Source organism: Sphingomonas sabuli (assembly GCF_014352855.1).
GTDB classification, from domain to species: domain Bacteria; phylum Pseudomonadota; class Alphaproteobacteria; order Sphingomonadales; family Sphingomonadaceae; genus Sphingomicrobium; species Sphingomicrobium sabuli.
Map to the genome: position 1 here is coordinate 1608931 of NZ_CP060697.1, position 24237 is coordinate 1633167.

Annotated in this window: 22 protein-coding genes and 1 tRNA gene; 16 read left to right on the forward strand and 7 right to left on the reverse strand. The window is 66.5% G+C overall.

Going from position 1 to position 24237, the window contains the following annotated elements; all coding sequences use genetic code 11:
• Positions 1-31: 31 nt before the first annotated feature.
• Positions 32-1678, forward strand: a complete 1647-nt coding sequence (locus tag H8M03_RS08005; RefSeq protein WP_222931865.1) for an MFS transporter — start codon at positions 32-34, stop codon at positions 1676-1678.
• A gap of 4 nt (positions 1679-1682) precedes the next feature.
• On the opposite strand, the gene H8M03_RS08010 is transcribed toward H8M03_RS08005, so the two are convergent.
• From H8M03_RS08010 to otsB, 5 genes are all read right to left on the reverse strand, one after another.
• A complete protein-coding gene (locus tag H8M03_RS08010; RefSeq protein ID WP_187478935.1) occupies positions 1683-2369 on the reverse strand; it encodes a 6-phosphogluconolactonase in 687 nt (228 codons plus the stop codon).
• A gap of 23 nt (positions 2370-2392) precedes the next feature.
• Positions 2393-3145, reverse strand: a complete 753-nt coding sequence (locus H8M03_RS08015) for an energy transducer TonB (RefSeq protein ID WP_187478936.1) — start codon at positions 3143-3145, stop codon at positions 2393-2395.
• 118 nt (positions 3146-3263) lie between these two features.
• Positions 3264-4679, reverse strand: coding sequence for an alpha,alpha-trehalose-phosphate synthase (UDP-forming) (gene otsA, locus H8M03_RS08020; protein ID WP_187478937.1), 1416 nt, complete (start codon positions 4677-4679; stop codon positions 3264-3266).
• Positions 4676-6472 carry a glycoside hydrolase family 15 protein gene (locus H8M03_RS08025; RefSeq protein ID WP_187478938.1) on the reverse strand — a complete coding sequence of 599 codons (1797 nt, stop codon included), beginning with the start codon at positions 6470-6472 and terminating at the stop codon, positions 4676-4678. The genes otsA and H8M03_RS08025 overlap by 4 nt, the downstream gene beginning before the upstream one ends.
• Positions 6469-7191, reverse strand: coding sequence for a trehalose-phosphatase (gene otsB, locus H8M03_RS08030; protein ID WP_187478939.1), 723 nt, complete (start codon positions 7189-7191; stop codon positions 6469-6471). The genes H8M03_RS08025 and otsB overlap by 4 nt, the downstream gene beginning before the upstream one ends.
• A gap of 113 nt (positions 7192-7304) precedes the next feature.
• Here otsB and H8M03_RS08035 point away from each other — a divergent pair, with 113 nt between their 5' ends.
• Positions 7305-8366 (forward strand): glycosyltransferase family 4 protein, encoded by a 1062-nt coding sequence (locus tag H8M03_RS08035; protein ID WP_187478940.1) that lies wholly within the window; start codon positions 7305-7307, stop codon positions 8364-8366.
• A gap of 2 nt (positions 8367-8368) precedes the next feature.
• The gene (locus H8M03_RS08040) at positions 8369-10570 is read left to right on the forward strand and encodes an amylo-alpha-1,6-glucosidase (RefSeq protein ID WP_187478941.1); all 2202 of its coding nucleotides are present in this window, start codon (positions 8369-8371) and stop codon (positions 10568-10570) included.
• A 24-nt stretch (positions 10571-10594) separates the two neighbouring features.
• On the opposite strand, the gene H8M03_RS08045 is transcribed toward H8M03_RS08040, so the two are convergent.
• A tRNA-Ser gene (locus tag H8M03_RS08045) sits at positions 10595-10684 on the reverse strand.
• 135 nt (positions 10685-10819) lie between these two features.
• Here H8M03_RS08045 and hspQ point away from each other — a divergent pair.
• From hspQ to H8M03_RS08065, 4 genes are all read left to right on the forward strand, one after another.
• Positions 10820-11167, forward strand: a complete 348-nt coding sequence (gene hspQ / locus H8M03_RS08050) for a heat shock protein HspQ (protein WP_246448811.1) — start codon at positions 10820-10822, stop codon at positions 11165-11167.
• A 90-nt stretch (positions 11168-11257) separates the two neighbouring features.
• Positions 11258-11824, forward strand: a complete 567-nt coding sequence (gene rplU / locus H8M03_RS08055) for a 50S ribosomal protein L21 (protein WP_187478943.1) — start codon at positions 11258-11260, stop codon at positions 11822-11824.
• Between the two features lie 5 nt (positions 11825-11829).
• On the forward strand, positions 11830-12099 hold the full coding sequence (gene rpmA / locus H8M03_RS08060; RefSeq protein WP_187478944.1) for a 50S ribosomal protein L27: 270 nt from the start codon (positions 11830-11832) through the stop codon (positions 12097-12099).
• 179 nt (positions 12100-12278) lie between these two features.
• On the forward strand, positions 12279-12836 hold the full coding sequence (locus tag H8M03_RS08065; RefSeq protein WP_187478945.1) for a GNAT family N-acetyltransferase: 558 nt from the start codon (positions 12279-12281) through the stop codon (positions 12834-12836).
• Here the strand turns inward: H8M03_RS08065 and H8M03_RS08070 are convergent.
• Positions 12833-13711, reverse strand: coding sequence for a metal-dependent hydrolase (locus H8M03_RS08070; RefSeq protein WP_187478946.1), 879 nt, complete (start codon positions 13709-13711; stop codon positions 12833-12835). The genes H8M03_RS08065 and H8M03_RS08070 overlap by 4 nt on opposite strands.
• A gap of 27 nt (positions 13712-13738) precedes the next feature.
• Between H8M03_RS08070 and H8M03_RS08075 the strand changes: the two genes are divergently transcribed.
• From H8M03_RS08075 to spt, 9 genes are all read left to right on the forward strand, one after another.
• The gene (locus H8M03_RS08075) at positions 13739-14314 is read left to right on the forward strand and encodes a TetR/AcrR family transcriptional regulator (protein WP_187478947.1); all 576 of its coding nucleotides are present in this window, start codon (positions 13739-13741) and stop codon (positions 14312-14314) included.
• 83 nt (positions 14315-14397) lie between these two features.
• On the forward strand, positions 14398-16017 hold the full coding sequence (locus H8M03_RS08080) for a sensor histidine kinase (RefSeq protein ID WP_187478948.1): 1620 nt from the start codon (positions 14398-14400) through the stop codon (positions 16015-16017).
• Positions 16014-16625 (forward strand): response regulator, encoded by a 612-nt coding sequence (locus H8M03_RS08085; protein WP_187478949.1) that lies wholly within the window; start codon positions 16014-16016, stop codon positions 16623-16625. Before H8M03_RS08080 ends, H8M03_RS08085 begins: the two co-directional genes overlap by 4 nt.
• Positions 16626-16783: 158 nt before the next feature.
• Positions 16784-17878 (forward strand): hypothetical protein, encoded by a 1095-nt coding sequence (locus tag H8M03_RS08090; RefSeq protein WP_187478950.1) that lies wholly within the window; start codon positions 16784-16786, stop codon positions 17876-17878.
• Positions 17879-18040: 162 nt separating this feature from the next.
• A complete protein-coding gene (locus tag H8M03_RS08095) occupies positions 18041-20536 on the forward strand; it encodes a porin family protein (RefSeq protein ID WP_187478951.1) in 2496 nt (831 codons plus the stop codon).
• A 206-nt stretch (positions 20537-20742) separates the two neighbouring features.
• Positions 20743-21786 carry a GTPase ObgE gene (gene obgE, locus H8M03_RS08100; protein ID WP_187478952.1) on the forward strand — a complete coding sequence of 348 codons (1044 nt, stop codon included), beginning with the start codon at positions 20743-20745 and terminating at the stop codon, positions 21784-21786.
• Positions 21783-22688 carry an NAD-dependent epimerase/dehydratase family protein gene (locus H8M03_RS08105; RefSeq protein ID WP_246448813.1) on the forward strand — a complete coding sequence of 302 codons (906 nt, stop codon included), beginning with the start codon at positions 21783-21785 and terminating at the stop codon, positions 22686-22688. The genes obgE and H8M03_RS08105 overlap by 4 nt, the downstream gene beginning before the upstream one ends.
• 70 nt (positions 22689-22758) lie before the next feature.
• Positions 22759-23007 carry an acyl carrier protein gene (locus H8M03_RS08110; protein ID WP_187478953.1) on the forward strand — a complete coding sequence of 83 codons (249 nt, stop codon included), beginning with the start codon at positions 22759-22761 and terminating at the stop codon, positions 23005-23007.
• Positions 23004-24203, forward strand: coding sequence for a serine palmitoyltransferase (gene spt, locus H8M03_RS08115; RefSeq protein WP_187478954.1), 1200 nt, complete (start codon positions 23004-23006; stop codon positions 24201-24203). The genes H8M03_RS08110 and spt overlap by 4 nt, the downstream gene beginning before the upstream one ends.
• Positions 24204-24237: the final 34 nt, after the last annotated feature.

The window sequence follows — 24237 nt, forward strand, 5'->3', positions numbered from 1 at the left end:
TCCCTTTGCCGTTGCAAGGGGGGAAAGTTGCATGGCCAGCCAAGCCGCGCCGCATGAAGGCCAGTCGTGGTCCATGTCGCGGGTCGTCGTCGCATCGTCGGCGGGCACCGCGTTTGAATGGTACGACTTCTTCATCTTCGGGTCGCTGACCCCGGTCATCGCCAAGGTGTTCCTGGCGGGCCTCGATCCGACCGGCGCCCTGGTTGCCGCGCTCGCCTTGTTTGCCGTCGGCTTCGCATTTCGCCCGCTGGGCGCGATCATCTTCGGTGCAATGGGCGACCGCGTGGGGCGCAAGGCGACCTTCCTTGCCACCGTCAGCCTGATGGGCGGCGCGACCTTCGCCATCGGGCTTTTGCCGACCTACGCGCAGGCGGGGATCATCGCCCCCATCCTGCTGATCCTCCTGCGCATCGCGCAAGGCACCGCCTTGGGCGGCGAATATGGCGGCGCGGCGATCTACGTCGCCGAGCACGCCCCCGACGCCAAGCGCGGCGCAGCGACCGGCTGGATCCAGTCGTCCGCCTCCTTCGGCCTGCTCGCCGCGCTGCTGGTCATTTTCGCCACCCGGCTGGCGCTTGGCACCGAGGCGTTCGACGCTTGGGGCTGGCGCATCCCCTTCCTGGTGTCGATCGTCCTGCTGGGCATTTCGGTGTGGATGCGGGTGAAGCTGAGCGAAAGCCCGCACTTCGCCAAGCTGAAGGAAGAAGGCGCGACGTCCAAGACCCCGCTGCGCGAAAGCTTTGCCACCCGCGACAGCCTGCGCCGCGTGATCATCGCCTTTCTCGGTATCATGTGCGCGCAGGGCGCGGTCTGGTACTTCACCTTCTTCTACATGCAGGTGTTCCTCGAACGCTCGCTGGGCGTGTCCGCGGAGATCAAGGACGGCCTGCTGATCGCGATGACGCTGGCCAGCGCGCCGCTCTACGTCTTCTTCGGCTGGCTGAGCGACCGCATCGGGCGCAAGCCGGTGATGCTCGGCGGCATGCTGCTCGCGCTGCTATTCTACTTCCCGGGCTCGCACATGATCGCCCGTTCCGCCAATCCGGCGCTTGTCGCCGCGCAGGAGCGCACGCCGGTGTTCGTTGAAACCGATCTGGCGACTTGTTCGTCGCAGTTCGATCCAACGGGCACGGCCAAGTTCACCAGCGCCTGCGACATCGCCAAGTCGACACTTATCGCGCGGGGCGTCGCGTATTCGACGGTTCCGTCGGTCGACGGCCAGACACGGGTGCTCGCCGGCGAAAGCGCAACCGCGGTCCCGAGCGGGGAAGGCACCGACCTCAAGGCCCTGAAGGCCAGCGTTGCGACGTCGATCAACGGCGCCCTGCAACGCGTCGGCTATCCGACGAGCGCCGACCCGGCGGCGATCGACTATCCCCCCTTGCTGTTCGCGCTGTTCCTGTTCGTCGTCGCGGCGACCGCGCTTTACGGCCCGCAGGCTTCCGCGCTGGTCGAGATGTTCCCGACGCGCATCCGCTACACGGCGATGAGCCTGCCCTATCATGTCGGAACGGGCTGGGTCGGCGGGTTCCTGCCGGTGACCAGTTTCGCGATCGTCGCCGCGACCGGCAACGTCTATGCCGGCCTGTGGTATTCGGTCGTGTTCACCGCGATTTCCGCGTTCGTCACCCTTGTCTTCATCAAGGAAACGCGGGGCAAGCCGCTCGACACGATCTAGCGCGTCACGGGCACCAGTGGATGTCGATCGGTTGTTCGGCTTCGGCCAGCACGCGGCCGATCGGCAGCTTCGAGCTCTGCCCGTCGGCAATCGCCTGCTCCAGCATCTCGCGCTTGTCCTGTCCCTGCAGCGTGATCAGCACGGTGCGCGCGCCGAGGATCGATGACCGGGTCAGCGTAACCCGGGTCTCGCCGTCCTCCGACTTGGTGCCGACCGCGCGGCGAGCCTTTGGCGCCTCGAGCGAATCCTGCAGGTCGGGCCCGGACACGATCCCGGCGGCGCTGCCATCGTCGCCCATGCCCAGCCACACGAGATCGGGCGGCCAGGGCAAGTCCTGCAAGCGCGCATCGGCCGAATTGCCGGCAGCCCGGTAATCGTCGATCGGCGTGACGATGGGCACCACCCGGGCGCCCTTGGCCAGGAATTGTTGGGCCAGCGCGCGGGCATGGCTGGACGGATCCTCGACACTGACGATGCGATCGTTGGTCGGAATGACGACCACCTTTTTCCACTGCAGGCTGGCATCGGCGAGCGTCGGGTAGATCGCCCGCGCAATGTCGTCGGCGGACAGCGCGATCAGCGCCTCGCCGCGCGCATCGAGCGCGCTGCCGATGATGAAGCCGATATCGCCGGCGACCGCCTCCGCCATCTCGTCGGGCGTGTCATAGTCCCACCATTCGGCTTCGATCATCGGCTTCGTCTCCTTGTGCTCGTCTAGCGAGGAGGCACTTGCCGGTATCCGAACCATCCCGCAACCGGTCGGCGCGACTTGTCGAGCGCCGGATTGAAGCGAAAGCGCTGCTGGACGATGCTGCAGATCGTCGCATCGATCTGCGGATTGCCGGTCCCACGGTCGACGATGCACTGGATCACGGCGCCGCTCGGACTGACCCGCAACCGGGTAAAGACTTCCGCGCCGCGCGGCCAAGCGTCGATCAGCTGGCGCGGAAAGTCGCGCCCGCGCAGCACCGGGCTGAGCAGTTGCGGGGGCGTCAGGTAACCGCCGCCGCCGCCGCCACCGGTGCCGTTGCCCGCCCCGCCGCTGCCGGTCCCGGTGCCGATCCCGCCAGCGCCGGTCCCCGGACCGACCACGTCCGACGCGCCCTGGGTCGCTTCGGTGCCCGTGTTGGGAGTCGTCGTGGTGGCCATGGGTACCGGCACCGGCAGCGAGATCTGCGGCCGCGGCGAGACGATTTCGGTGGCCGTGCTGCGGATGTTCTTGGGACTGGCCGCGCCCTCCTTGGCCTCCGGCTTCTGCTGTGCCTGCGTGCGTTGCACCACCGGCTGTTCGGGCGGCGGCGGAGGCGGCACTTCGGTCACGTCGAACACGTCGAGCGCGCCCTGTGGATCGGTCAGGTCGATCTTGCCCGACAGCTGCAGCAGCATGAAGAACAGGCCGACGTGGACGAGCGCGACCGCCATCAGCGCGCCGCCCTTGTCCTTGGTATCGAGGCTGGTCCGGTACATTGCGCGAAAGGAACGCCGCGAAAGGGTGGTTGCTCCCTCGAAATGACCGCCCGGGTCAGCTCTAGCGCTCACCCGCCGTCGGCAGGGCGCCTTGCGCCGCGCGGATCATGCCTGTCGCTTAATGTTCGGCGGTCGGCGGCGTCGCGAAGAACAGCTTGTCTTCGGCCTGGCGCAGGTCGGCCAGGAACGTGTCGCGCCACGCCGTGACGTCTTCCTTGCGCACCACGTCGTTGAGCGCCTCCCAGCGATCGCGGCGTTCGGACAGCGGCATAGTCAGCGCGCGTTCCAGCGCCTTGCTGATCTGTTCCTTGCTGTGCGGGTTGACCAGCAGCGCGCGGCCCATCGCTTCGGCCGCGCCGGCGAACTTCGACAGGATCAGAACGCCGGGATCCTCCGGGTCCTGCGCGGCGACGAATTCCTTGGCGACGAGATTCATCCCGTCGCGCAGCGGAGTCACCAGCGCCACGTCCGAGGCGCGATAGAAACCGGTCAGGCCGTCGCGCGGATAGGCCTGGTTGACGTAGCGAATGGGCACCCAGTCGACATGAGCGAAAGCGCCATTGATGCGCCCGGACAGTTCGTCGAGCTGCTTGCGAATATCCTCGTAGGTATGGACTTCGCCGCGCGACGGCGGGGCGATCTGCAGCAGGAACACCTTGCTGTGCCAGTCCGGATAATGTTCGAGGAAATAGCGATAGCCCTGGAAGCGTTCGATCAGTCCCTTGGAATAATCCAGCCGGTCGACGCCGATGACCGTCTTCTGGTTCGGCGCGCTGCGGCGGACGGTCTTGAACGCTTCTTGCGCATTGTGCGTCGTGACCATCCGGTCGAGCTGTGCGCCGTCGATCCCGATCGGATAGGCGCCCAGCTTAATCCGCCGGCCGCGATAGACGAGGATATCGCCGTCGATCTTCAGGCCCATTTCGGTGACCAGATAATGGCGGAAGCTGTCGAGCCATTCGCTCGTCTGGAAGCCGATCACGTCATATTCGAGGATCGATTCCACCAGCCGCCGATGGAACGGCAAGGCGGTCATCAACCGGTAGGGTGGCCACGGAATGTGGAGGAAGAAGCCCATCGGATTGCGCAGGCCTTTGCGCCGCAGCCGCTGGCCCAGCGGGATCAGGTGGTAGTCGTGCACCCAGATGATGTCGTCAGGCTCGATCAGCGGCGCGACTGTCGCCGCGAAGCGATCGTTCACCCGTTCGTACCCGGCGCCGAACTGCAGGTCGAATTCGGCCAGGTCGATGCGGTAGTGGAATAGCGGCCACAAGGTGCGGTTGGCGTAGCCGTTATAATATTCGTCGACGTCCTGCGGCTCCAGGTCGACGGTCGCGATGGTCACGCCGTCCGCGCTTTGCCGGTTGATCTCGCCGCTGAAAGTTTCGATCGTTTCGCCCGACCAGCCGAACCAGATGCCGCCGGTTTCGCGCAGGGCCGCCGACAAGGCGACGGCAAGGCCGCCTTGCGAAACCTCGTCGCCCCGCGCTTTGGGCGTGCTCACACGGTTGGACACTAAGATGAGACGACTCATCTGATGGCGCTCCACGGGCGCGACAAGAACACCGCGCAATTGATCAGACCTACAAGCGAATAGGTCTGCGGATAGTTGCCCCACAGCTCGCCTGTCCTAAAGTCGGTATCCTCCGACAACAGGCCCGCCGGCGTCCGCCGCTCGAGCATTTTCGCGTAGAGCATTCGCGCTTCTTCATCGCGACCGGTCAGGTGCAGCGATTCGATCAGCCAGAAGGTGCAGAAGTTGAACGCGGTCTGCGGCCGTCCGAAATCATCTTCCGAGGCATAGCGCAGCATGTGCTCGCCCTTGCGCAATTCCCGTTCTACCGCGTCGAGGGTGTTGCCGAAGCGCGGGTCGCCGGGATCGACGAACTGGAGGTCGGCCAGCTGCAGCAGGCTGGCGTCGAGTTCGTCGCCGCCGAACGTCGCGGCAAAGCGCTGGTCGCCGTCGAGGAAAGTCTGTTCGGTGATCGCTGCCCGCATCCGCGCCGCGGTCGCCGCCCAATATTCGGCGCGGTCGGGCAGGCCGATGGTCGCGGCGATCTTGGCCAGCCGGTCGCATGCCGCCCAGCACATCACCGCGCTATAGGTGTGGACCGAGCTCTTGGTGCGGAATTCCCACAGGCCGGCGTCGGGCTGGTCGAAGGCGCGCACGGCCTGTTCGCCGACGCTTTCCAGCGTGGTGAAGTCTTCGCGGGTCGCCATGCGCAAAAGCCGCCGGTCGAAGAACGCCTGCGCACTCGACAGCACGATCTGGCCGTAGGCGTCATGCTGGATCTGGGTGTAGGCGGCGTTGCCGAAGCGCACCGGGCCAAGCCCGCGATAGCCGGCAAACCCCTTGGCCTCGCTTTCCTCCAGCCGGCTTTGCCCCGACACGCTGTACAGCGGCTGGATTGTTCCCCCTTCGGCCGCGTCGATGATATTGCGCAAATAGGTGAGATAGCCCTCGAGCACGTCGAGCGCGCCCAGCCGGTTGAGCGCCTGCACCGTGTAATAAGCGTCACGGATCCAGCAGTAGCGATAGTCCCAGTTGCGCTGCGACCCGTCATGTTCGGGGATGGAGGTCGTCAGCGCGGCGACGATCGCGCCGGTTTCCTCATGCTGGCATAATTTGAGCGTTATGGCGGAGCGGATCACCACTTCCTGCCACTCCAGCGGAATGGCGAGGCCGCGCACCCAGGTCTGCCAGTGCCGCTTGGTCTGGTGGAGCATGCGCGCCATTTCTTGCTCGACGTTGCCGACGAAGGGCTCGTCGGGACCAAGGAAGAAATTGAGCGTGCGTTCGAGGCGGAAAGGTTCGCCATCGAGTAGGTTGCCGATCGGCGCGTCGGTGGTCAGCCGCATCGGTTGCGGGTGCAGCAGGAAGCGGATGTGGTTGGTGCCGCTGGTGGTCGGCGCGTCTTCCGCCCCGCCGGCACGCGACGGGTTGAGCAGGATGCGAACGCGCGGCGACCCGGCGACCGGGCGAACGATGCGCAGGAAAGCGACCGGCCGGTACATCCGCCCGCTGCGTTCCTGGCGCGGGCAGAAATCGATGACGTCGACCATGCCGCCGCGCTTGTCCGTAAGGCGCGTGGTCAGGATCGGCGTATTGCGAACATAGCTGGGTTCGGCCGACACCTGGTCGACCAGCGCGATGCGCCACTCGCCCGCGGGACGGTCGGGCGCCGGATCGCGCTTCGGCTCCAGCAGCGAGCAGAACAGGGGGTCGCCGTCGACCCGCGGCTGGCATCCCCAGACGAAGCCGGCTTCGGCGTCGACCAGTGCGCTGACCTGGCAATTGCCGATCGGCCAGAGGTCGAGGGTGTTCATCGGGCTTGCTCCAGCCAGGTACGAAGGGCGTCGACGCCGTCCAGCCGATACTGGGCGCTGGTCGCGGCGCGCGGGCCGACGATCACCGCGGATCCGCCCAGCGCGATTGCCGCATCGAACGCGTCTTCATCGGTTAGGTCGTCGCCCACCGCGACCGGACGCCCGGAGGCGAAGGGCGGTTCCGCCATGAAGCTGCGCACGATCGCGCCCTTGTCGGATCCGGGGGCGCGCAATTCGATCACCATCGACCCGTCCTGCGTGATGAAACCGTTCCGGCTGGCAAGGTCGATGGCAAAGGCGCGCGCAGCCTGCCCCATTTCGGGCGCGGTTCGAAAATGGAGGGCGGCGCCGGCCGGCTTGAGTTCCGCCACCAGCGCATTGTCCTTGGCGAACGCGATGATCGCGGCGGTTACGTCGTCCAGATTTGCCGGCGGCGTCGAGCGCACCGGAATGCCGCCCGCCAGGCAATATTCGGCCCCATGGCTGCCGGCCATCGCCACCGCATCGAGCCCGAGCCGTCCGGCAAGGTCGTCGAGCCCGCGCCCGCTGATGATCGCCAGTCGCCCGTCGAGAACGTCGTGCAGGCGCAGCAGCAGCGTGCGCAGTTTCTCGTCAACGACGATGGCGTCGGGATGGTCGGCGAAGTGGACGAGCGTCCCGTCGAGGTCGAGGAACATCGACGCGCCGTCGAGGAGCGAAGCGGGCGGCTGGCCTAGCATCGCGGCTGGATACCGGACCGGCACATCCGCGCAATGCCCAAACCGGCGACGGAACGGCGCTTTGCAGACTTCGTTATGTCCGCGAACCAATTCGTCAGACGGAGACTCCCCCAGTGCGTATCGCCCAGATTGCCCCGTTGGCCGAAGCCGTCCCTCCGAAACTGTATGGCGGGACCGAGCGCGTCATCTGGTGGCTGACCGAAGCCCTGGTGGACCTTGGCCATGACGTGACGCTGTATGCCAGCGCCGACAGCGATACGAGCGCGCGGCTTGTCCCCTGCGCCGACCAGGCGTTGCGGCTGGCGGGGATCAACGATCACCTTGCTTCGACCATCGCCATGCTTCGCCGGGTGATGGAGGACGCCGACAAGTTCGATGCGATCCACTTCCACATCGACTTCGTTCATTTTCCGATCTTCATGAACAAGCCGGACAACGTCTTCACCACCCTGCACGGGCGGCTGGACATCCCCGCCTTCTGGCCGGCCTTCGAAGCCTATCCGGAAATGAAGCTGGTCTCGATTTCCGACAACCAGCGGCTGCCGATGCCGAACGCCAGTTTCGTCAAGACGATCTACCACGGCCTGCCCGAACATCTGATCCCGTTCAACGGGCAGAGCGGCGAATATCTTGCGTTTCTCGGCCGGATCTCGCCCGAAAAGCGGCCCGACCGCGCGATCGAGATCGCCAAGCGCACCGGCACCAAGCTCAAGATGGCGGCCAAGGTCGACCATGCCGACCGCGCCTATTTCGAATCCGAGATCGAACCGTTGCTGGACGATCCGCTGATCGAGTTCATCGGCGAGATCGACGACCGCCGGAAGCCCGAGTTCCTCGGCAACGCCAAGGCGCTGCTGTTCCCGATCGACTGGCCAGAACCGTTCGGACTCGTCATGATCGAGGCCATGGCAGCAGGCACCCCCGTCGTCGCATGGCGCAATGGCTCCACCCCCGAGGTGATCGAAGATGGCCGCAACGGCTTTCTCGTCGAATCCATCGACGAGGCGGTGGCCGCGGTCGAACGGCTGGGCGACCTGCCGCGATCCGGCGTGCGGGGGGCGTTCGAGGACCGCTTCACCGCCCGGCGGATGGCGCAGGATTACGTCAACCTGTTCGAAACGGCGCGGGGACGGTCGGCGGGCCGGCGGTCGGAGCCGCTTCTGCTGGCGCATTGATTTTGAACTATCCGGGCACACCCACGGCGGCGGGGGCGGACGAAGCCGCGCCGCCGGAAACCGACTATCGGATCGACGTCACCGAATCGCTGGTCGAGCGCACGCTGCGTTCGCTCAAGCACAACGATCTGTTCGCGGTGTTCGACCAGCAGGGAAATTGCCGCGGCGGCGCCAGCGGACCCGACGGGCTGTTCTACAAGGACACGCGCTTCCTGTCGCACCTGATGCTGCGGCTGTGCGATTCAGAACCGATGCAGCTCGGCTCGGTCGTGCTCGACGACAATGGCGCGATGGTCGTCGACCTCAGCAACGCCGACCTCCATTCGCCGAGCGGAGCGATCTGGCTGCACCGCGAATCGGTCCACCTGCAGCGCTTCAAGTTCCTGTCGGGCAACGCCGCCTACGAGCGCATCCGGGTCCGTGCCTTCGACCCCGTCGGGCGGACCATGTCGCTGTCGCTGGAATTTCACTGCGACTTTGCCGATCTGTTCGAAGTGCGCGGCGCCAGCCGCATGCACCACGGCAAGCGCAGCATCGCGGTCACCTCCGATCGCGAAGTCGTCTACCGCTACGTCGGCCTCGACGACGTGGCGCGCGAGGCGGTGATGCGCTTCGACCCGCCGCCGTCGGAAATCAGCGAGCATAACGTCCGCTGGGAACTCGACCTGGACGAAACGCCCGAACAGACCGTGCTGTGGCAGGTCAGCTGCCGCATCGCCGGCGAGGAGGACGAGGACCGCGCCCCGGCAGCGGCCTATCGCGCGATGCGCCGCGGGCGGGCCGCGCTCAACACCGAACGGGTGCAGGCGAGCAGCGACAATTCGCTGTTCAACGCGATCATCAAGCGGGCCTGGTCGGACCTCGACATGCTGGTTACCCAGACCCCGCACGGCGAATATCCCTATGCCGGCGTCCCCTGGTACAGCACCATCTTCGGCCGCGACGGCATCATCACCGCGCTGCAGACGCTGTGGTGCGCCCCCTCGCTGGCGCGCGGCGTGCTCAAGACCTTGGCCGCGCTGCAGGCGACCGCGATCGACGCCAAGGCCGACGCCCAGCCGGGCAAGATCCTGCACGAAACCCGCGGCGGCGAAATGGCGGCGCTCGGGGAAGTGCCGTTCGGCCGCTATTACGGCTCGGTCGATTCCACCCCGCTCTTCGTCCTCCTTGCCGGGCGCTATTTCGAGCGCACCGGCGACATCGAGACCATCCGGCAGATCTGGCCCAACATCGTCGCGGCGATCGGCTGGATGGACGACTATGGCGACGAGGACGGCGACGGCTTCATCGAATATTCGCGGATGACCGAACAGGGCCTGTCCAACCAGGGCTGGAAGGACAGTTTCGACAGCATCTTCCACGCCGACGGCCGCCTGGCCGAAGGACCGATCGCGCTGTGCGAAGTGCAGGCCTACGCCTTCGCCGCAAGGAAGGAAGCCGCCCCGCTCGCCGCATTGCTCGGCGAGACGGCGATGGCGCAGAAGCTGGCCGACGATGCCGAGGCGTTGCGGCAGGCGTTCGAAGACAAGTTCTGGCTGGAGGATCTTGGCACCTACGCCCTGGCGCTCGACGGCAAGAAGCAGCCGTGCCGGGTGCTCTCGTCCAACGCCGGTCATTGCCTGTTCGCCGGCATCGCCGCGCCCGACCGCGCGCGGCGCGTCGCCGATCACCTGCTTGGCCAGCGGCTATTCTCGGGCTGGGGCGTGCGTACGATCGCCAGCGGCGAGGCGCGCTACAATCCGATGTCCTATCACAACGGGTCGATCTGGCCGCACGACAACGGGCTGATCGCGCTCGGCCTTGCCCGCTATGGCTGCAAGCAGGAGATCGCCGCCATCTTCGGCGGCATCTTCGACAGCGCCACCTACAACGAGCTGCGGCGCTTGCCCGAACTGTTCTGCGGCTTTGCCCGGCGCAAGCGCAGCGGCCCGACCAGCTACCCCGTCGCCTGTTCCCCGCAGGCGTGGGCGGCGGCAACCATCTTCGCGCTCATATCGGCGTCGATCGGGTGCGAATTCGACCTCGAGGCGCGCGAATTGCGGCTGATCGACCCGGTCCTTCCGGGCTTCCTCGACGAATTGACCCTGCGCAACATCGTCATCGGCAATTCGTCGGTCGACATCCGCCTGACCCGGGCCGGCGACGACGTCACCACTACCTCCCTCCGCCGCAGCGGCGCCAGCCGTCTGACAATCAGCAAGTGAGCGAGGTGCCGGCCGTCGGGCCGGTGGCGGAGAGGGTGGGATTCGAACCCACGGTACGGTTGCCCGCACGCCGCATTTCGAGTGCGGTGCTTTCGACCACTCAGCCACCTCTCCGCAAGGCACGTCAGGGCTTGTGCCGTAAAGTCCGGCGACGGTCGCGGCGGGGCCTGTAGCAACCGCCCTTGCCCTTGCCTAGTCCGCCGCGCGGCCTAGATTGCACCCATGTCGTCTGCAGATCGTTCGTCCATCATGAGCGCATCCCCCATCCCCGCCATGCCGCAAGCGCGCTTCGCCATCGGCGAAGTGGTGCGTCATCGGCTGCTCGATTTTCGCGGGGTGATCTTCGACGTCGATCCGCAATTCGCCAACAGCGACGAATGGTATGACGCGATTCCCGAGCCGATGCGCCCGTCGAAGGACCAGCCCTTCTATCACCTGCTCGCCGAAAACGCCGAAGCCAGCTACGTTGCCTATGTCAGCCAGCAGAATCTGGTTCATGACGAAAGCGACGAGCCGATCGACCATCCGGCCATTCCCAGCATGTTCGACAGCTTCGATGGCGAGCGGTACAAGCTGCGCCCCGAACACCGGCACTAGGTTGACAGCATAGGGCCGCTGCCATAGGCGGCACGCTTTCGCGCGAAGGCCTCGGCCTGCCGCGCGCCACACGCATTAGAAGAGAAGCCAATGTTCGCAGTCGTGCGCACGGGCGGCAAGCAATACCGCGTCGCCCCCGGAGACAAGATCGTCGTCGAGAAGATGGACGGAGACGCCGGTGACACCGTCACTCTTGGCGACATCCTCCTCGCCGGCGACGGGTCGGACCTGAAGAAGACCGACGGCCTCAAGGTGTTGGCCGAGATCATCGCCCAGGCGAAGGGCGAGAAGGTCACCGTGTTCAAGAAGCGCCGCCGCCACAATTACCGGCGCAAGCAGGGCCACCGCCAGCAGCACACGATCCTGCGCATCACGCAGATCGGCGACCAGAAGGCGCCGAAGCAGGACAATGCCAAGGCCGCGACGAAGTCGGAGCAGGCCCCGGCGAAGGCCAAGGCCGCCGACACCGCCGCGACCAGCGAAAAGGTCGAGACCAAGGCGCCGCCGAAGGCCGAAGCCAAGACCGAGACTAAGGCCGAAAAGCCCGCCGCCAAGACGGAAAAGAAGGCTGCGCCGGCCAAGGCAAAGTCCGAATCGACAAAAAATGCTGCACCTGCTAAGGACGCGGCCAAGAAGACAACCAAGCCGAAGAAGTAAGCGAAATGGCACATAAGAAAGCAGGCGGCTCGTCCCGCAACGGCCGCGACAGCGAAGCCAAGCGCCTCGGCGTGAAGAAGTTCGGCGGAGAATCCGTTCTCGCCGGCAACATCATCGTGCGCCAACGCGGCACGAAATGGCACCCGGGCGACAACGTCGGCCTGGGCAAGGATCATACCCTGTTTGCGCTGATTAATGGCTCCGTCGCGTTTCGCGACGGCAAGCTCGGCCGCAAGTATGTCCATGTCATGCCGGCAGCCGAAGCGACAAAATAGGAACGGTCATAAAGGGTCCGTTCCCATCAGGGGGCGGCCCGGACGAGATCCGAAACGATCGAGACCACAAGGGAGAAGAGGGCAGCCCCCTCCTCTCCCTTCTTTTTTGCGAAGAAGGATCATCTTCTCCCGAAACTGTCACGCACCGCCGCTAGCGGGCGTGGGCGAGGAGACGGGGCATGTTCGCAAGGACGCCAAGATTGCTGTTGAGGCCGGGATTTCCCGAAGACGCTGCCGCGCTGGCCGCGGCGATTGCCGACGAACGCATCGTCCGCAATCTGGCGACCGCGCCGTGGCCTTATGCCCGCCGCGATGCGGAAGCGTTCCTGGCGGCGCCGCGCGATCCCATCCTGCCCTCCTTCCTGATCATCGAGCGCACCGGCGGCGCGCCGCGGCTCGTGGGATCCTGCGGGCTTGGCCGGCGGCCGTCGGGCGCGGTCGAGCTTGGCTACTGGATTGCCCGCGCGCACTGGGGCCGGGGCTTTGCCACCGAAGCGGCGACCGCGGTGATCGACGTCGCCCGGGCGCTTGGCCTGACGTCGCTCGAAGCTTCGCACTTCCTCGACAATCCGGCGTCGGGCCGGGTGCTCGAGAAGCTGGGGTTCATGCCGACCGGGATCGTCGCTCCCCGGGCCAGTTGCGCCCGCGCCGAAGACACTCCGGCGCGATTCCTCAGCCTGCAGCTGGAAGGCTGCGCGGACCTGCCGGGTCCGGAAGGGGAAGTGCTGGCCGCCTAGGCGGCGTTGCGGACGCGCTTGGCGGGGGCTGGGGCCGAGCGGGCCTCGGCGCTCGCTTCGTAGGCGCGCAGCAGGTCGCGGTCGTCCTCGTTCCACGGGTGGAAGCCGGGCAGGAAGAATTTGAACCAGGCGCCCGCGATCTTGCGGAACATGCCCGGCGCGATCCACAGATACCATAGCAGCGACGCCCAGGCGCGCAGGCCGGTGACGCCGTCCTGCCGCATCAGCTCGAGCGCTCCGGCGGTGCGGTCGACGACGAAGTTGCGGGTGATGAACAGCATCACCTTGGCCTTCACCGTCCAGCGCTTGCGCCGGGTCCAGTCGCGCGTCGCGTGCAGCCAGGTGTCATAGGCGACGCCCTTGTGCTCGATCTCCTCGGCCGCGTGCCAGCGCCACAGTGCCGCGGCATCGGGATCGGCGCCGGCCAGGTGCTTCGGCTGCTTGAGCAGCTGGTGCGCGAGGATGGCGGTGAAATGCTCCAGCGCCATCGTCGCCGCCAAGCTGACGATCTTGGGCCGGCTGGTGGTCACCGCGAGCCGCTTGGCGACCTGCGCATCGAGCAGCGTGAGGTCGTAGCCGGCGTCGGTCGCGCGCCGGTTGAACGCATCATGCTCGCGGCTGTGAATGGCTTCCTGCGTGGTGAAGCCCTTGATGTCGGCGGCCAATTGCGGCGGCGCGCCGTCGCGGAATGCGCGGACGCTGTCGACGAAGAAGGCCTCGCCGACCGGAAAGGTCGAGGACAAGGCATTGTAGATCGCCGTGGCTTCGACGCTGCCGCCGTGCCACAGGCGCTGCGGCAGGGCATCGCGCTCGAACTTGCGGTCGCGCGGCGTGATCGTCAGGTCTGCCGGGGTCGGAAGGGTCGTGGTTGCCATGCCCGATAGCTATAGTAACTTACAAAGATGTCAATAAGAGCCCGCCGACTGCCGCCCGAACAAAGCCGTTCCGCCGCGCTGGACGCCGCGCGGGCGATCCTGCTCGAACAGGGGCCGCAGGCGGTTACCTTGAAGGCGGTCGCCGCGCGCGTCGGCCGCACCCATGCCAACCTAATCCACCACTTCGGATCGGCGGCGGAGCTTCAGTCGGCGCTGGCCGGCCATATCGCCGACCGCGTCACCAGCAGCATCGGCGACGCCGTGCAGCGGGCGCGCAGCGGCGCCACCGACGCGCGCGAAGTGGTCGACCGCACGTTCGATGCCTTCGGCCGCGAAGGCGCCGGCGCGCTGGCGGCATGGATGATTGTGTCGGGCGACCGCGATGCGCTGGACCCGATCCTGCAATCGCTCCGCGGCCTCGTCGCCGAGCTCAGCGTCGGCCGGGACGAACATCATGTCGCGGAAACCACGCTGTGGCTGGTGCTGGCCGCGCTGGGCGATTCGCTGCTCGGCGAATCGATCGCCGCCGCGCTCCAGCTGCCCGCCGATACCGCCCGGGCAATGGCGGCCGAGCGCATCGCCGCGGCCCTCTCGGAAGGCTGACGAGCGCGCGGTTCCGCCGCTGGTAAATTCGGCTATAACCCTGCCGCGCAGCCACGCTGCGCTGGGGGGCGTCCGGACGAACCGTGTTCAAGGATATTCTCACTGATCGTTCCGGCCGGGTGATTGCGCTGGCGCGCGCCGTGCTCGCCGCCGTCTTCCTGTTCGCGATCTGGATCGACCCCAACCAGCCGGTACAGGCGGCCGACCTGACCTATGCGACCCTTGGCGCCTATGTCGGCGCCGCCGTCCTTGTCGCCGTCCTGACGTGGAACCACTGGTGGCTGGACGCCCGGCTGGCCGGACCGGCGCATGTCGTCGACATCGGCATGTTCGGTCTGCTGGTCTATGCGACCGACGGTTACACCAGTCCGTTCTTCGTCTTCTTCGTCTTCCTCGTCCTGTCGGCCGCGATCCGCTGGGGCTGGCGCCAGACCGCGCTGACGGCGCTGGCGGTAATGGTGCTGTACTTCGTCATCGGCCTGACGACGGCCAACGTTACCGATCCCGAATTCGACCTGCAGCGGTTCATCATCCGCAGCGGCAACCTGCTCATCCTGTCGCTGCTGCTGATCTGGTTCGGGGTCACCCACGGCTTTTCGGGACGGGCCGCGACCGACAACGTGCTGCGCGATCCGTCCGGCGGCGACGTGCTCGAAAGCGGCGTTGCGCAGGCGGCCGCGGCGACCGGCGCGTCGCTGGCGCTGCTGGTATGGCGCAAGGCCTCCTCCGGCGCCATCCAGCTGGTCACGCTCAGGCGCGGCATGCTCGACCAGGCGACCGTGCAATCGCCGATACGCCCCTTCGCCGAAACGCCGTTCCTGTTCGAAGTGAAGCGCGACCGCGCCTTGTGCCGCACCGCGCACCAGCGGCTATGTTTCGCCAGCGCCAGGGACCTTGCCGACATCGGCCTGCTGGCGGATGCCGGTATTGACGAGGGTCTTGCCCTGCCGGTGCGCACCGACGCCGGCCGCGGCATGCTGTACCTTGGCAATATCCGCAGCCTGTGCACCGATCACCTCGACCTTGGCCACAGCCTTGGCGCGGCGCTGGCGCGCCACATTCAACGCAACGCCCTGCTCACCGCAGTCGAAGAAGGTGCCGTCGCCCGTGCGCGCCTGTCGCTGGCCCGCGACCTGCACGACAGCATCGTCCAGTTCCTTGCCGGTGCGACCTTCCGTGTCGAGGCGATCAGCCGCTCGGTGCGCGCGGGCGAGAAGCCGCAGGCCGAGCTCGAGGATCTCAAGCTGTTGTTGCTTCAGGAACAGCAGGAACTGCGTTCCGCGGTCGGCGCCCTGCGCAGCGAACGAATCGCCCTGCCGCGGCTTGCGGCGGACCTGCGGGCGCTGTGCGACCGGCTCGCGCGGCAATGGGACATTCGCTGCAGCTTTTTCGCCCAGGTCGGCGAAGCCAGCGCGCCGATGCGGCTGCATCTCGACACGCATCAACTGGTCCGCGAAGCCGTCGCCAATGCGGTCCGCCACGCCAGTGCCAAGACCGTGATCGTGCAGCTGACCGACGACGATGAAGACTTGCGGCTCGACATCGGCAATGACGGTGGCGGCAACCAGCGGCTGGTCGACGGCAAGCCCTGGTCGCTCCGCGAACGGGTCGAGGAAGCGAACGGGACGTTGATGCTGTCGACACAGGCGAAAGGGACGAACATTTCGATCACCCTTCCGCTCAGAGAGGACAATCGCGCATGACACGAGTATTGCTTGCCGACGATCATCCGATCATCCAGGCTGCGGTCGAAGCGATGCTTCGCGGCAGCGATTACGAGCTCATCTCAAAGGCGAGCAGCGGTGCCGAAGCGATCGAAGCGCTGGCCCGGCACGATCCGGAAATGCTTATCCTTGACGTCAGCATGCCCGAAGGCAGCGGGCTCGACGTCCTGCGCAAGATGCGCACCGGCGGTGACGACCGGCCAGTGGTTATCCTCACCGCCTCGATGGACCAGGCGGGGTTTGCGGAAGCGCTTGCGCTGAAGGTCGACGGCGTGTTGCTGAAAACCTCCGATCCGGCATTGCTGCTCGATTGCCTGGACAGCGTTCGCAATGGCGAAGAATGGATCGACCCCCAGCTGCAGGCCGAGGCCGAAGTGTCGCCGGAACCGGCCGAGCGATCGCTGCTGTCGCCGCGAGAGCGCGAACTGGTGTCGCTCGTCCGCCAGAGCATGCGTAACCGCGATATCGCCGAACGGCTCGGCATCACCGAGGGCACGGTAAAGGTCTATCTGCACAGCATTTTCGAGAAAACCGGCGTGGTTAACCGGACCGAGCTGGCCATTCGCGCCGCTGAATGGATTGGCTGACTGCGGACCTTTCCGCGCAGATTTCCGACAATTCCCGACCTTACCGTCCGATAACTATTCCCGTTAATGCCCGGCCGGTAAACGCTCGATTACCGCCAGTGACCGAGTCGCGGCTGTGGGGCAGAGCGGTACTCAACCGGGAAATGAGGAAACAGGAAATGACGACCATCAAGATGCTGGCCAGTGCGGCCTTGCTGTCTACGTCCATGCTCGTGCCGGCGGCACCTGCGCTGGCGATCACGCCGGCCGTGGACGCGAACGCGCCGACTGCTGATCAGATGCAGGCCATTTGCGACGCCAATTATGTCGCCCCGCAGGAAGATCCGACGGTCTGGCGGGCCAGCGTGATCAACGCTGCCTCGGAAGCCACCACGCCGACCGCGGTCGCAGGCACCGAGCGCAACATCAACTATCGCCCCGACGTCAACGGCACCTTCACTTATGCCGGCTTCGTCAAGACCATCGATCCGCTGTCGCGGACCGGCGGCAGCCCCAACATGTGGGGCCAGATGGTGTTCAGCCAGAAGGTCTTGGACAACACGCTGTACGACGTCGAAATGCGCTTCCAGCACAACGTGACCTACACCTGGACCTGTCAGGTCGAGGAGAATGTCGCGAGCATTGTCCATCATCCGGGCAATAACGGCCAGTGCGGCAACACCAACGGCAACAACAACGGCGGCAACCTGCAAACCGGTGGCAATGGCCAGGGCAACAATGGCTGCGGCAACGGCAATGGCGGCCCGACCAGCACGTCGACGACCGAAGGCGACGGAACCGGCGGCAGCGGCAATAGCGGCAACAACAACGGCGAGAACCTGCAGACCGGCGGCAACGGCGAAGGCAATAACGGTTGCGGCAACGGCAACGGCGGGCCGACCGGCGCCAACGAAAATTGCGGCGGTGGCGGCAATCCGGGTTGGGACGAAACCGTCTGGACCTGGACTCACCGGGCCGATTACGGCGAGTCGCAGCTCAACACCGATATCGACGACGGCTACGACGTGACCGCCACGGCGCTGCAGCAGCTGGGCCATGTCTTGGGTGTCGATTACATCGTTCCCGGCACCTACACGCCGGACGGCTACCGCCTCCTGTCCTGCATCTCGCCGGGCAAGAAGGGTGGATCGTGGACGGCCAAGGCCTGGTACACGGGCGGCCAGTGCAGCACGACGACGTTCAACGCGGCTCCGACCATGTACCCGAGCCACGTGTTCGCCGAACCGCCGACCAACTCGCTTCCGGCTCAATAAGTTCGCCGGCGGCCCAGAACCGCATGTGAACTCCCTGCCCGGCTTCGGCCGGGCAGGGCAGCACATCGGGCGGGGCGGGCCGCATCCTGATTGCGGCTCTTTCTGGGGGGGCTTTGCACCATGACCTGCGGGATTTCCCGTCACCGATCGCGTGCGCGCCTGTTGCTTGCGATCCTGCTCGCCGGATCGGCGGGCCCACTTGGCGCCAGCACTGGCGCCGCTACCGCTGAAAGCGCCGACGGGCAGGCCGTGCCGGACGAAACCATTCCCGAAATCATCGTCTACGGCGAACGGCTGTTCCCCGACGTCCAGCCCGAACGCAGCCTCGATGAGGAAGCGATCGAAAGCTACGGCGTCGGCACGATCGACGAGCTCATCGCCAATTTGCAGGCCGAAGTCGGCAACGACGAGGACGCACCGCTGCTGATCGTCAACGGCGAGCGGCTGAACGACCTCAGCGAGATCGGCGAATTCCCGGTCGAAGTGCTGCGCAACGTCCAGGTGCTGCCGCGCGGATCGGCGGTCCGGCTGGGCGGCAAGTCCGGCCAGCGCGTCGTCAGCCTGGCGCTCAAGAAACAGGTTCGCACCGTCACGGTTTCGGGGTCGCAGAAGCTGGCCACCGACGGAAACTGGAACGCCACCGAGGGCGAAACCATCTTCACCCACATCCGCGGCAACACCCGCGCCAATATCGGCATCCGCGGGCGCGACGAAGACCGGTTGCTGGAAAGCGACCGCGGAATCGTCCAGCCCGACCCGTTCCTGCCCTATGCGGCCGGCGGCAATGTCGTCGGCTATCCCTTCATCGGCGGCGAGATCGACCCGGCGCTGAGCGCCATTGCCGGCCAGATCGTGACCGTCACGCCGGTTCCGGCGGGCGCTTCGCCCACGCTTGCGGGCTTTGCCGCCAACGCCAACGTTCCCGCGGTCACCGGCCTTGGCCGGTTCCGCACGCTGCGCCCAGACAGCGCGAATTACGAGTTCAACGGGACCGCCAACACGCGGCTCGCGCCCTGGCTCACCGCCAATGCCGCGGTGCGGGTCGGCCGGACCACCACGGACGGCATCCGGGGCCTCGCGTCCGGGCTGTTCGTGCTGCCGTTCGACAATCCCGCCTCGCCCTTCTCGCGCGATGTCGGGCTGCTTTATTACGGCGATCCCCTGCATTATCGCGGCCGGCGCAGCGGCGGGGATTTCAACCTGACGTTCAACGGCACCTTCGGCAGGTGGATCGGCAATCTCAACGCCCGCCACAGCTATTCGCGCGACCTGTCGACCAACGACGTGCTGGTCCAGTCGGGGGCCATTCCGATCGCTGATGGCACCAATCCCTTCGCCGGTGCCCCAGCCCTAGCACTGACGTCCAGCCAGGCGTCCAGCCGGCTGCGCAACAGCGCGGCGCAGGCATCCTTCACCGGTCCGCTGGCGACGCTTCCTGCCGGCACCGTCACGGCAACCATCGAAGGCCGGCTTGCGTCCTATCGCCTGCGCGCGAAGAGCTCGTTCCTGCCGGGCGGTTCGGCGGCGACGTTCAACCGCAACGAACAGTCGGTTCGCGGCGCGCTGGACATTCCGCTGACCAGCAGCGGCGGTTTCCTCAAGCAGGCCGGCAACACCAGCGCGACCGTCGAAATTGGGCGTACCCACTTCTCCGACGTCGGCTCGCTTGATCGCTACGCGCTTGGCCTGACGTGGGAGCCCGTCGCCGCGCTTCGCCTGCGCGCATCGATCGAACAGGCCAACGGCCCGCCGTCCGCCCAGATCCTGGCCAACCCGGTCATTATCACGCCGGAAAGCCGGGTGTTCGACCCGCTGACCGGCGAAACGGTGGACGTCACCCAGATCACCGGCGGCAATCCCGACCTGTTCGCCGAAAAGGTGCGGATCAAGCGGCTTGGCGCGCTGCTGCGCGCGGTGCCCAGGCTCAACCTGCAGTTCAACGCGGAATATACCGACACCGACCGCCGCAACTTCGTGTCCGCATTGCCGGAAGCGAGCGCGGCGGTGATGCTCGCCTTTCCGGACCGCTTCATCCGCGACGCCAACGGCGTCCTAACCGCGATCGACCTGCGGCCGGTCAATTTCGATTCGGAACGGGAAAAGCGCTTTCGCTGGGGCTTCAATCTCAACACCAAGCTGACCAACCCGCCACCGCCGAAGAATGCGGAGGCGCGCAAGGCGCCGACCCTGTTGCAGGTCAGCGCCAATCATACTGTCATCCTGTCCGACGAGATCCGCATTCGGCCCGGCATCGACCCCGTCGACCTGCTTGGCGGTGGGGCGATCGGGATCGCTGGCGGGCGTGTCCGGCACCAGATCGACGGCACTGCTGCAGTAACGGCGGGTGGCCTCGGCGCACGCGTCGGCTTGCTCTACCGCGGGGCCAGCAGCCTCGACACGCGCATCGGCGGGGTGTCCGACAGCATCCGCTTTTCGCCGCTGACGATCGTCAACCTGCGCGTCTATGCGGACGCGCGGCGGTTCCTGAAGGCGCAGAAATGGGCGCGCGGGCTGCGGCTGTCGGTCGACGTCGTCAACCTCTTCAACGACCGCCAGCGGGTGCGCGATTCCCAAGGCGGCGTGCCGTTGCAATATCAGCCCGGCTATCGCGATCCGCTCGGCCGGACGATCGAATTCGAAATCCGGAAAGTGTTCTGACGGCGGGGTGCAGTCCGTCGTTGAGTAAAGTTGCGTTGGAGGTCACAAGTGCGGGCACGGACAGCGGCTTGCCGAGTCGCCGGTTCGCTCCAGTTTCCACGCCTGGTCCCGGCCAACGCGTGGACTCCCTCGCCGGTGTCCCGGCACCGGCGAGGGTAGTCCTTCGGACAGTGGCGCTCTGCCCGCCGCGCGCGTAGAGCGCCCCCATGCACTTTCTCGACCAGGCGAAGATCTTCATCCGTTCCGGCGCCGGCGGCCCCGGCGCGGTCAGCTTTCGCCGCGAAAAGTACATCGAATTCGGCGGTCCCGACGGCGGCGACGGGGGCAAGGGCGGCGATGTCGTGTTCGAAGCCGTGCCCGGCCTCAACACGCTGATCGACTTTCGCTACACCCAGCATTTCCGCGCTCCGCGCGGCAAGGGCGGCGCGGGCCAGAACCGCACCGGCGCCAAGGGCAAGGACCTGATCGTCAAGGTGCCGATCGGAACCCAAGTCCTGGCCGACGACGAGGACCGGTCGCTGATCGCCGACCTGACCCGCGAAGGACAGCAGGTCGCGCTGCTCAAGGGCGGCATGGGCGGCCGCGGCAACGCCAGTTACAAAAGCTCGACCAACCGCGCCCCGCGCCAGCATCAGACCGGCGAGGCGGGCGAGGAAATGTGGGTCTGGCTGCGGCTGAAGCTGCTGGCCGACGTCGGCCTGCTCGGCCTGCCCAACGCGGGCAAGTCGACGTTCCTCAACGCCGTCACCAACGCCAGCGCCAAAGTCGGCGCCTATCCCTTCACCACCCTTCGCCCGCAGCTTGGCGTAGTCCGCCACAAGGGCCGCGAGTTCGTCCTGGCCGATATCCCCGGATTGATCGAAGGCGCTGCGGAAGGCGCTGGGGTCGGTGACCGTTTCCTCGGCCATGTCGAGCGGACGCGGGTTCTGCTGCACCTGGTCGACGCCGAGGCGGAAGACCCGGCGGCGGCATGGAAAACCGTGCGCGACGAGATGGACCGCTATGGCGCGGGCCTGACCGACAAGCAGGAAATCGTCGCGCTCAGCCGGTGCGACCTGGTCGATGCGGAGCAGCTTGCCGACGCGCGCGCGGCGCTGGCCGAGGCCGGGGCACGGACGCCCCTGATCCTGTCGTCGGCAACGGGCGACGGGCTGGACTCGGTCCTCGACGCCCTGATCGAACGGCTTGGGTCCGAAGCGGAAGCCAAGGCGCTTGAGGACGGCCCCTCCGGCGACTGGTCGCCGCTGTGATCCTAGCGGTTACCGGCGGGACCGGCTTCGTCGGCGCGCGCTTCCTCGACATCGCCTCGAGAGCCGGGATCGCGGTCAAGGCGCTGACCCGCCGCCCGCAGCCGCGGCGCGACGGCGTGCAATGGATCGAAGGGTCACTGTCCGACGCCGACGCGTTGCGCAATCTGGTCACTGGCTGCAGCGCGGCGGTGCATATCGCCGGCGTACTCAAGGCCCGCGATGCCGCCGGTTTCGAACAGGGCAATGTGGAGGGCACGCTGGCGATGCTCGCCGCCGCCACTGCCGCCGGCATCACCCGCTTCGTCCACGTCTCCTCGCTGGCCGCGCGCGAGCCGGAGCTGTCGCGCTACGGCGGGTCGAAGGCGCGGGCGGAGACGCTGGTCGAACGGTCCGGCATCGACTGGGTGATCGTCCGTCCCCCCGCGGTCTATGGGCCCGGCGACCGCGAAACACTCGAGCTGTTCAAGATGGCGCGGATGCGGCTGATGCTGCTGCCGCCGGGCGGGCGCGTGTCCCTAGTCCATGTCGACGACCTGTGCCGGCTGCTGCTTGCGCTGGCGAAGGCCGACCGGCCCAGCGGCGTCGTGCTTGAGCCTGACGACGGCCGTCCCGATGGCTGGACTCACAAGGACGTAGCGGAAGCGATCGGGCGCGCCGTCGGGCGCAACAATGTGGCGTTGTCGCTGCCGGCGTCCATGCTCCGGCTCGGCGCCGTGGTCGACCAGCTCGTCCGTCGCGAACGGGCCAAGCTGTCGACCGACCGCGCCGCTTATTTCAGCCACAGCGACTGGGTGGTCAGCAGCGGCCGCAAGCCCGCCCCGGACCTGTGGTCGCCGCGCATCGACACAGAGCAGGGCCTGGCCGACACCGCGCGCTGGTATAAGGCCAACGGCTGGCTGTAAGGACTCACGGGCGCCGCATTCGCGCCCCATTGCGTTGCGAAAGGCGGCGCTGCCGAATAGGGGCTTTGCCATGACCGACCGCGACGAGACCTACGCCAAGATCCGCGACCTGATCGCGCCGTTCAACAAGAAGGGCGCCGAGATCGGCGAGGCCACCCGGTTCCAGCAGGACCTGGAGTGGGACAGCCTGACCGCGATGGATTTCGTCGCCTCGGTGGAAGACGAATTCGACATCCTCATCAGCATGAACAAGGCCGCCGAGATCGAAACCGTCGGCCAGATGGTGGACGCCGTCGGCGAGCTTCGGACCAGCGCGTGAGCGACCTGTTCGACAAGTTCGAACCGCTTATCCAGGAGCGCGAGCGGCTGCTGTCGGGCGGCGTCACCGACCCGTTCAACCTGGTCATGGAGCGGGTCGAAAGCCCGACCGTCGCCATCTGCAACGGCAAGCGGACGATCCTGCTCGGCACCTACAATTACATGGGCATGACGTTCGATCCCGACGTCGTCGCGGCAGGCAAACAGGCGCTTGACGAATTCGGCAGCGGAACCACCGGCAGCCGAGTGCTCAACGGCACCTACCAGGGCCACAAGGAATGCGAAGCGGCCCTGCGCGACTTTTACGCGATGGACCATGCGATGGTCTTTTCGACCGGTTACCAGGCAAACCTCGGGATCATTTCCACGCTCGCCGGCAAGGGCGACTACATCATCCTCGACATCGACAGCCACGCGTCCATCTATGACGGCTGCGCGCTGGGCAACGCCGAGGTCGTGCCGTTCCGCCACAATGACGTCGAGGCGCTGGAAAAGCGGCTCAAGCGGGTGCCCGAGGGCGCCGGCAAGCTGGTCGTCCTCGAAGGCGTCTATTCGATGCTGGGCGACGTCGCGCCGCTCAAGGAAATGGTCGCCGTGTCGAAGGCCAACGGCGCGATGGTGCTGGTCGACGAGGCCCATTCGATGGGCTTCATCGGCGAACACGGCCGCGGCGTGGCCGAAGCGCAGGGCGTGATCGACGACGTCGACTTCATCGTCGGCACCTTTTCCAAGTCGGTCGGGACAGTCGGCGGTTTCTGCGTATCCAACCATCCGAAGTTCGAAATTCTGCGGCTGGTCTGCCGCCCCTATGTCTTCACCGCCTCGTTGCCGCCGTCGGTGGTGGCGACCGCAGCGACGTCAATCCGCAAGCTGATGCATGGCGACGCCAAGCGCGCGCATTTGTGGGAGAACAGCAAACGGCTCCACGCGGGTTTGAAACAACTCGGCTTCGAGCTTGGGACAGACACGCCGCAATCGGCCATCATCGCCGTCATCATGCCGCACCTCGCGACCGGCGCGGCGATGTGGGAGGCACTGCTGAAGGAAGGTTTGTACGTCAATCTGGCGCGCCCGCCGGCGACCCCGGCCGGCAAGACGTTGCTGCGCTGTTCGCTGTGCGCCGAACATAGCGACGAGCAAGTCGGTGAAATCCTTGGCATGTTTGCCGCCGCGGGCAAGGCGACCGGCTGCATTTGAGCCGGACTTCCGCCATCGCCAAGACAGGTCTAGA

Coding starts and splice junctions, on each gene's coding strand:
- H8M03_RS08090 (WP_187478950.1), top strand. CDS start 16,784: ATGACGACCATCAAGATGCTGGCCAGTGCGGCCTTGCTGTCTACGTCC.
- H8M03_RS08075 (WP_187478947.1), top strand. CDS start 13,739: ATGTCAATAAGAGCCCGCCGACTGCCGCCCGAACAAAGCCGTTCCGCC.
- H8M03_RS08005 (WP_222931865.1), top strand. CDS start 32: ATGGCCAGCCAAGCCGCGCCGCATGAAGGCCAGTCGTGGTCCATGTCG.
- H8M03_RS08070 (WP_187478946.1), bottom strand. CDS start 13,711: ATGGCAACCACGACCCTTCCGACCCCGGCAGACCTGACGATCACGCCG.
- H8M03_RS08085 (WP_187478949.1), top strand. CDS start 16,014: ATGACACGAGTATTGCTTGCCGACGATCATCCGATCATCCAGGCTGCG.
- H8M03_RS08110 (WP_187478953.1), top strand. CDS start 22,759: ATGACCGACCGCGACGAGACCTACGCCAAGATCCGCGACCTGATCGCG.
- H8M03_RS08065 (WP_187478945.1), top strand. CDS start 12,279: ATGTTCGCAAGGACGCCAAGATTGCTGTTGAGGCCGGGATTTCCCGAA.
- otsB (WP_187478939.1), bottom strand. CDS start 7,191: ATGCTAGGCCAGCCGCCCGCTTCGCTCCTCGACGGCGCGTCGATGTTC.
- hspQ (WP_246448811.1), top strand. CDS start 10,820: ATGAGCGCATCCCCCATCCCCGCCATGCCGCAAGCGCGCTTCGCCATC.
- otsA (WP_187478937.1), bottom strand. CDS start 4,679: ATGAGTCGTCTCATCTTAGTGTCCAACCGTGTGAGCACGCCCAAAGCG.
- H8M03_RS08025 (WP_187478938.1), bottom strand. CDS start 6,472: ATGAACACCCTCGACCTCTGGCCGATCGGCAATTGCCAGGTCAGCGCA.
- rplU (WP_187478943.1), top strand. CDS start 11,258: ATGTTCGCAGTCGTGCGCACGGGCGGCAAGCAATACCGCGTCGCCCCC.
- H8M03_RS08010 (WP_187478935.1), bottom strand. CDS start 2,369: ATGATCGAAGCCGAATGGTGGGACTATGACACGCCCGACGAGATGGCG.
- obgE (WP_187478952.1), top strand. CDS start 20,743: ATGCACTTTCTCGACCAGGCGAAGATCTTCATCCGTTCCGGCGCCGGC.
- H8M03_RS08015 (WP_187478936.1), bottom strand. CDS start 3,145: ATGTACCGGACCAGCCTCGATACCAAGGACAAGGGCGGCGCGCTGATG.
- rpmA (WP_187478944.1), top strand. CDS start 11,830: ATGGCACATAAGAAAGCAGGCGGCTCGTCCCGCAACGGCCGCGACAGC.